Here is a 6,060-nt window from a genome sequence, read left to right on the forward strand (position 1 = left end):
AGGTCACCCATGAAAAATTCCCACAGCGAGAGCTATAAGGCCGCCGGGGTGGATGTCACCGCCGGCTACGAGGCCGTGGACCGCATCAAGCCTCTGGTAGAGTCCACCTACATCCCCGGCGTCATGGGCACCCTGGGGGGCTTCGGCGGCCTGTTCGCCCCCGACCTCACGGGCCTGAAGAAGCCGGTGCTGGTCTCCGGCACCGACGGGGTGGGCACCAAGCTGAAGCTGGCCTTCCTGATGGATAAGCACGACACCGTAGGCATTGACTGTGTGGCCATGTGCGTCAACGACATTGTCTGCTCCGGGGCCCGCCCCCTCTTTTTCCTGGATTATCTGGCGGTGGGCAAAAACCTCCCGGAACGGGTGGAGGCCATTGTCTCCGGCGTGGTGGAGGGCTGCCGCCAGGCCGGCTGCGCCCTCATCGGCGGCGAGACCGCCGAAATGCCCGGCTTCTACCCCGAAAACGAGTACGACCTGGCCGGCTTCGCCGTGGGGCTGGCCGACCAGGAGAAGATGCTGGACGGCTCCACGATGGAAGCGGGGGACCTGCTCCTGGGCCTGGGCTCCTCCGGGGTCCACTCCAACGGCTTCTCCCTGGTTCGCAAGGCCTTGAACATCAACGAGGCAAAGCTGGCCCAGTCCATCCCCGAGCTGGGCTGCACCCTGGGGGAGGAGCTCCTCAAGCCCACCCGCATCTATGTCAAGGCGGTGGAGTGTCTTCTCCACCACGGCATCCACGTCCGGGCCATCAGCCACATCACCGGCGGCGGTCTCTATGAGAACGTCCCCCGGATGATGAAGCCCGGCCTCACCGCCCGCATTGAGATCTCCTCCTACCCGGTCCCCGCTATCTTCGGCATCATCGCCAAGGAGGGCCATATCCCGGAGCGGGATATGTACAACACCTTCAACATGGGGGTGGGCCTGGTGCTGGCCATCCCCCGGCAGGAGGTGGGCCGGGCCAAGGAGGTCCTGTGCCGGGCCGGGGAGCGGGCCTACATCATCGGCTCGGTGGTCCAGGGCGAAGCCGGGGTGGAGCTGGTATGAGCAAGCGCATCGCTGTGCTGGTCTCCGGCGGCGGCACCAACCTCCAGGCCCTCCTGGACGCCCAGGCCCGGGGGGCGCTGGGGGGCGGGGAAATCACTGCGGTGGTCTCCTCCACCCCCGGTGCCTACGCCCTGGATCGGGCCAAAGCTGCCGGCATTCCGGGCCGCTATACCCTCTCCCGCAAAGACTATTCCTCCTCCCAGCTTTATACCAAAGCCATGGTACAGCTGCTAAGGGAATGTGCCGCCCCCGATCTGGTGGTCATGGCCGGCTTCCTGGTCATCCTCACCCGGGAAATGGTGGATGCCTTCCCCAACGCCATCCTCAACGTCCACCCCGCCCTCATCCCCTCCTTCTGCGGGAAGGGGGCCTACGGCCTCCACGTCCACGAGCAGGCCCTGGCCTACGGGGTGAAACTCACCGGGGCAACCGTCCACTTCGTCACCGAGGAGCCAGACGGCGGGCCCATCGTCCTCCAGAAGGCGGTGGAGGTCCGGGAGGGGGACACCCCGGAGGTCCTCCAGCGCCGGGTCATGGAGGAGGCCGAATGGAACATCCTGCCCCAGGCGGTGGCCCTTTTCTGTGAAAACCGGCTCTCTGTGGAGGGCCGGCTGGTCCACATCTCAGGAGGTGCAACATGAAGACACTGGATCTGGCCGCGCTGCTGCGCGGCAACCCATACCCCGGCCGTGGCATTGTGCTGGGTAAGGCCGCCGGCGGCGCCCATGCTGTCATCGCCTACTTTATCATGGGCCGCAGCGAGAACTCCCGCAACCGGATTTTCGCCGAGACCGAGGACGGCATCCGCACCCAGGCCTTTGATCCATCCAAAATGACCGACCCCTCCCTCATCATCTACCACCCGGTCCGGGTGGTGGGAGCCGACACCGTGGTGACCAACGGCGACCAGACCGACACCATCCGGGACGGCCTTCTGGCCGGCAAGGTCTTCGCCCAGTCCCTCAAAACCCGGGAATTTGAGCCCGATAAGCCCAACTACACCCCCCGCATCTCCGGCCTGCTGCACGCCGACGGCAGCTATGCCCTCTCAATCCTGAAGAGTGCCGACGGCAACCCCGCATCCTGCCGCCGCTATTTCTTCGGGTACGAGAACCCCCTGGCGGGCCAGGGCCACTTCATCCACACCTACCTGGGGGACGGCGACCCCCTCCCCTCCTTCGAGGGGGAGCCTGAGCAGGTGGCCATCCACAGTCCGGACGCCCCCTCGTTTGCCAGCCTCATCTGGCAGAGCCTCAACGCCGACAACAAGGTCTCGCTCTTCGTGCGCTATATCCACCTGGAAACCGGCACGGCCGACACCGTCATCATCAACCGACATCAGGAGGACTAAAGGCATATGACCGAACTGGAACTGAAATACGGCTGCAACCCCAACCAGAAGCCCGCCCGCATTTTTATGGAGTCCGGGGACCTGCCTCTGAAGGTCCTCAACGGCAAGCCGGGCTATATCAACTTCCTGGACGCCCTCAACTCCTGGCAGCTGGTCGAGGAGCTCAAGGCCGCCACGGGCCTGCCCGCCGCCGCCTCCTTCAAGCACGTCTCCCCCGCCGGGGCCGCCGTGGCCAAGGAGCTCACCGATGGGGAGCGGCAGATGTACTTCGCCGGGGACCTGCCCCTCTCCCCCATCGCCTCGGCCTATGTCCGGGCCCGGGGGGCTGACCGGCTGTGCTCCTACGGCGACTGGGCCGCCCTCTCCGACGTCTGCGACGAGGAGACCGCCCGCTTCCTGGCCCTGGAGGTCTCCGACGGCGTCATCGCCCCCGGCTACACGGAAAAGGCCCTGGAAATCCTCAAAACCAAGCGCAAGGGCGGCTACAACGTGGTGGAGATCGACCCGGCCTACGTCCCCAAGCCCCTGGAGCGCAAGGACGTCTTCGGCATCACCTTTGAGCAGGGCCGCAACAACTTCGCCATCCAGGAGGGCCTGCTGGAAAACCTCGTCACCCAGAAAAAGGACCTGCCGGAGACGGCCAGGCGGGACATGCTCCTCGCCCTCATCACCCTGAAATACACCCAGTCCAACTCGGTGTGCTATGTCAAGGACGGCATAACCATCGGCGTGGGGGCCGGCCAGCAGAGCCGCATCCACTGCACCCGTCTGGCGGGGAACAAGGCCGACAACTGGTGGCTGCGCCAGCACCCCAAGACCCTCTCCCTCCCCTTTGTGGAGCGCATCCGCCGCCCTGACCGGGACAACGCCATTGACGTCTACCTCTCCGACGAGTACGAGGACATCCTGGCCGACGGCGTCTGGCAAAACACCTTCACCCGGCGGCCCGAGCCCCTGACCCGTGAGGAGAAAAAGGCCTGGATCGCCCAGCTCTCCGGCGTCACCGTGGGCTCCGACGCCTTCTTCCCCTTCGGGGACAACGTGGAGCGGGCTCGGAAGTCCGGCGTGGCATATATCGTCCAGCCCGGCGGCTCCATCCGGGACGACCATGTCATCGCCACCTGCGACAAATACGGCATTGTCATGGCCTTTACCGGGATGCGGCTCTTCCACCACTGATGCCCGTCGCCGCCCGTCCCTCCGGGGGCCTCACCGCCACTCAGCTTAAGTATCTGGCCGCCCTCTTCATGGTGGTGGACCATGTGGGGATGCTCTTAGACCCCCTGGCCGCCTGCTTCGGCCCCTGGGAGATCCCCCGCTATCTCCTGCGGTACCTGGGGCGGCTGGCCTTTCCCATCTTCGCCTATTTCGCCGCCCAGGGCTGCCGGAAGACCCATGACTACCTGGGTTATCTCCTGCGGCTGGGAACATTCGGGGCGGTGACCCACGCCGTGGCGTACCTGGCCACCGGGGGAACCAGCGGCAGCGTGGTGGCCACCTTCTTCCTGGCCGCCCTGGCCATCTGCCTCTGCCGCCAGCTTTCCACCTGGGGCCTGAAACCCCTGGGCGTTCTGGCGGCGATGGGGCTCCTCCTGCTGGCCTGCCTCCTGCGGGTGGACTACGGCTGGGTTGGGGTCCTCACGGTGCTGGCGGTCTACGCCTGCGGCGAGGACCGCCGGCGGCAGCTTCTGGCCCTGGCGGGCTGTCTCCTCCTGTACTATGCGGCCGGAAATCTCTGGACCTACTGGAGTCCCGTCCTGGGGACCCTTGGGGAGGGCGGAGCCTTCTTCCAGGCGGAGGCCGCCGCCCGGCTCCCCTACTTTCAACGCTTCTATCTCCCCCATACCATGCTGATGGCCGGCTGTTCCCTCCTCTCCCTCCCCCTTCTGGCCCGGTACAACGGGCAGCGGGGGAACGGGAGCCGCTGGTTCTTCTACTGGTTCTACCCCGGCCATCTGGTGGTCCTCTACGCCCTGAGTATGCTCCTGTCCTGATCGGGAGAGCCCCGGTCCCAATCTTGTCATACGGAGGTCATGACCATGAAAGTCCTCGTCGTGGGCGGCGGCGGCCGTGAGCACGCCATCGTCTGGTCCCTGTCCAAAAGCCCCAAGATCACCGAGCTTTACTGCGCCCCCGGCAACGGCGGCATCGCCGCCCTGGCTCGGTGCGTCCCCATCCCGGCCACCGACGTGGAGGCCATGACGGCCTGGGCCAGGGACCACGCCATGGACTTCGTGGTGGTGGCTCCCGACGACCCCCTGGCCCTGGGCATGGTGGACGCCCTGGAGGCCGCCGGCATCCCAGCCTTCGGCCCCCGGGCCAACGCCGCCGTCATTGAGGCCAGCAAGGTCTTCTCCAAGGGACTCATGGAGAAGTATCACATCCCCACCGCCAAATACCGCGCCTTCACCGACCTGGAGGAGGCCCTGGCCTACATCCGGGCGGAGGGGGCCCCCATTGTGGTGAAGGCCGACGGCCTGGCCCTGGGCAAGGGCGTGGTGGTGGCCCAGAGTGTGGAGGAGGCCGAGGCCGCCGCCCGGAGCATGATGGCCGAGGGGAAGTTCGGCGCCGCCGGGTCCCAGGTGGTCATCGAGGCGTGCATGGCCGGCCCCGAGGTCACGGTGCTGTGCTTTGTGGACGGGGAGCACCTCTCCCCCATGCCCCCCTCCCGGGACCACAAGCGGGCCTTCGACCACGACCAGGGCCCCAACACCGGCGGCATGGGGGCGGTCTCCCCCGCCCCGGGCTACACCCCGGAGCTGGCGGCGCGGTGCATGGAGGAGATTTTCTGGCCCACTGTGGCCGCCCTGAAGGCCGAGGGCCGGCCCTTCCAGGGGGTGCTGTACTTCGGGCTGATGCTCACCCCCGGCGGGCCCAAGGTGGTGGAGTACAACGCCCGCTTCGGGGACCCGGAGTGCCAGGCCGTCCTCTCCCTGCTGGAGACCGACCTCCTGGACATCATGCTGGCCTGCCGGAACGGCGCGCTGGACCAGGTGGACATCCGCTGGAAGGAGGCCGCCGCCTGCTGTCTGGTGCTGGCCAGCGGGGGCTACCCCGGCAAGTACCAGACGGGCTTCCCCATCTCCGGCCTGGAGGAGGCGGGCCAGACCGCCGTGGTCTTCCACGCCGGCACCAAGCGGCGGGAGGACGGCGCCATCGTCACCTCCGGCGGCCGGGTCCTGGGGGTCACCGCCCTGGGGAAGGACCTGGAGGAGGCCATCGACAGGGCCTACGCCGCCGCTGGGAAGATCTCCTTCCAAGATATGCACCTGCGCACCGACATCGGCCGAACCGTCTGATCCCCTGCACGCCCGGCGCTGGGCACCCTCCGGCGCCGGGCGTTTTTGCGCCGTGAAACCCTTGCGGCACAAGGGATGCAACCGCCGGTTGTCAAATTGAACGCTCTTCTTGGTTGCGCTTTTTCCGGCCTTCTGGTAGGCTGGGGCCAGTCAAAAAGGAGGAATCACACCCATGACATTTCAAGAACGGCTCTATCAGCTCCGCCGGGCCAAAGGACTCTCCCAGGAGGAGCTGGCCCATATCGTCGGGGTCTCCCGGCAGGCGGTCCAGAAATGGGAGGCCGGGGGTTCACTTAGATAAAGATACCACATCAATCCCACGCTGACTTTTGCTCAACCGATACAGCCGGAGGGCTGGAT

Annotated in this window: 6 protein-coding genes and 1 pseudogene; all 7 read left to right on the forward strand. The window is 66.5% G+C overall.

Annotated features, from left to right (window positions below; genetic code table 11):
• The first annotated feature begins 9 nt into the window (after window positions 1-9).
• A complete protein-coding gene (gene purM / locus Q0K09_RS05495; RefSeq protein ID WP_294473907.1) occupies window positions 10-1,050 on the forward strand; it encodes a phosphoribosylformylglycinamidine cyclo-ligase in 1,041 nt (346 codons plus the stop codon).
• Window positions 1,047-1,691, forward strand: a complete 645-nt coding sequence (purN, locus tag Q0K09_RS05500; protein WP_294473910.1) for a phosphoribosylglycinamide formyltransferase — start codon at window positions 1,047-1,049, stop codon at window positions 1,689-1,691. The genes purM and purN overlap by 4 nt, the downstream gene beginning before the upstream one ends.
• Window positions 1,688-2,401, forward strand: coding sequence for an IMP cyclohydrolase (locus Q0K09_RS05505; protein WP_294473913.1), 714 nt, complete (start codon window positions 1,688-1,690; stop codon window positions 2,399-2,401). The genes purN and Q0K09_RS05505 overlap by 4 nt, the downstream gene beginning before the upstream one ends.
• Before the next feature lie 6 nt (window positions 2,402-2,407).
• Window positions 2,408-3,580, forward strand: coding sequence for a phosphoribosylaminoimidazolecarboxamide formyltransferase (locus tag Q0K09_RS05510; RefSeq protein WP_294473915.1), 1,173 nt, complete (start codon window positions 2,408-2,410; stop codon window positions 3,578-3,580).
• Window positions 3,580-4,395, forward strand: coding sequence for a TraX family protein (locus tag Q0K09_RS05515; RefSeq protein ID WP_294473918.1), 816 nt, complete (start codon window positions 3,580-3,582; stop codon window positions 4,393-4,395). Before Q0K09_RS05510 ends, Q0K09_RS05515 begins: the two co-directional genes overlap by 1 nt.
• Window positions 4,396-4,440: 45 nt before the next feature.
• Window positions 4,441-5,700 (forward strand): phosphoribosylamine--glycine ligase, encoded by a 1,260-nt coding sequence (gene purD, locus Q0K09_RS05520; RefSeq protein ID WP_294473920.1) that lies wholly within the window; start codon window positions 4,441-4,443, stop codon window positions 5,698-5,700.
• A gap of 172 nt (window positions 5,701-5,872) precedes the next feature.
• Window positions 5,873-5,992: pseudogene (locus Q0K09_RS05525) on the forward strand (helix-turn-helix transcriptional regulator); the annotation flags it as partial.
• Window positions 5,993-6,060 lie beyond the last annotated feature (68 nt).

The organism is uncultured Intestinimonas sp. (assembly GCF_944387725.1).
GTDB lineage: Bacteria > Bacillota > Clostridia > Oscillospirales > Oscillospiraceae > Intestinimonas.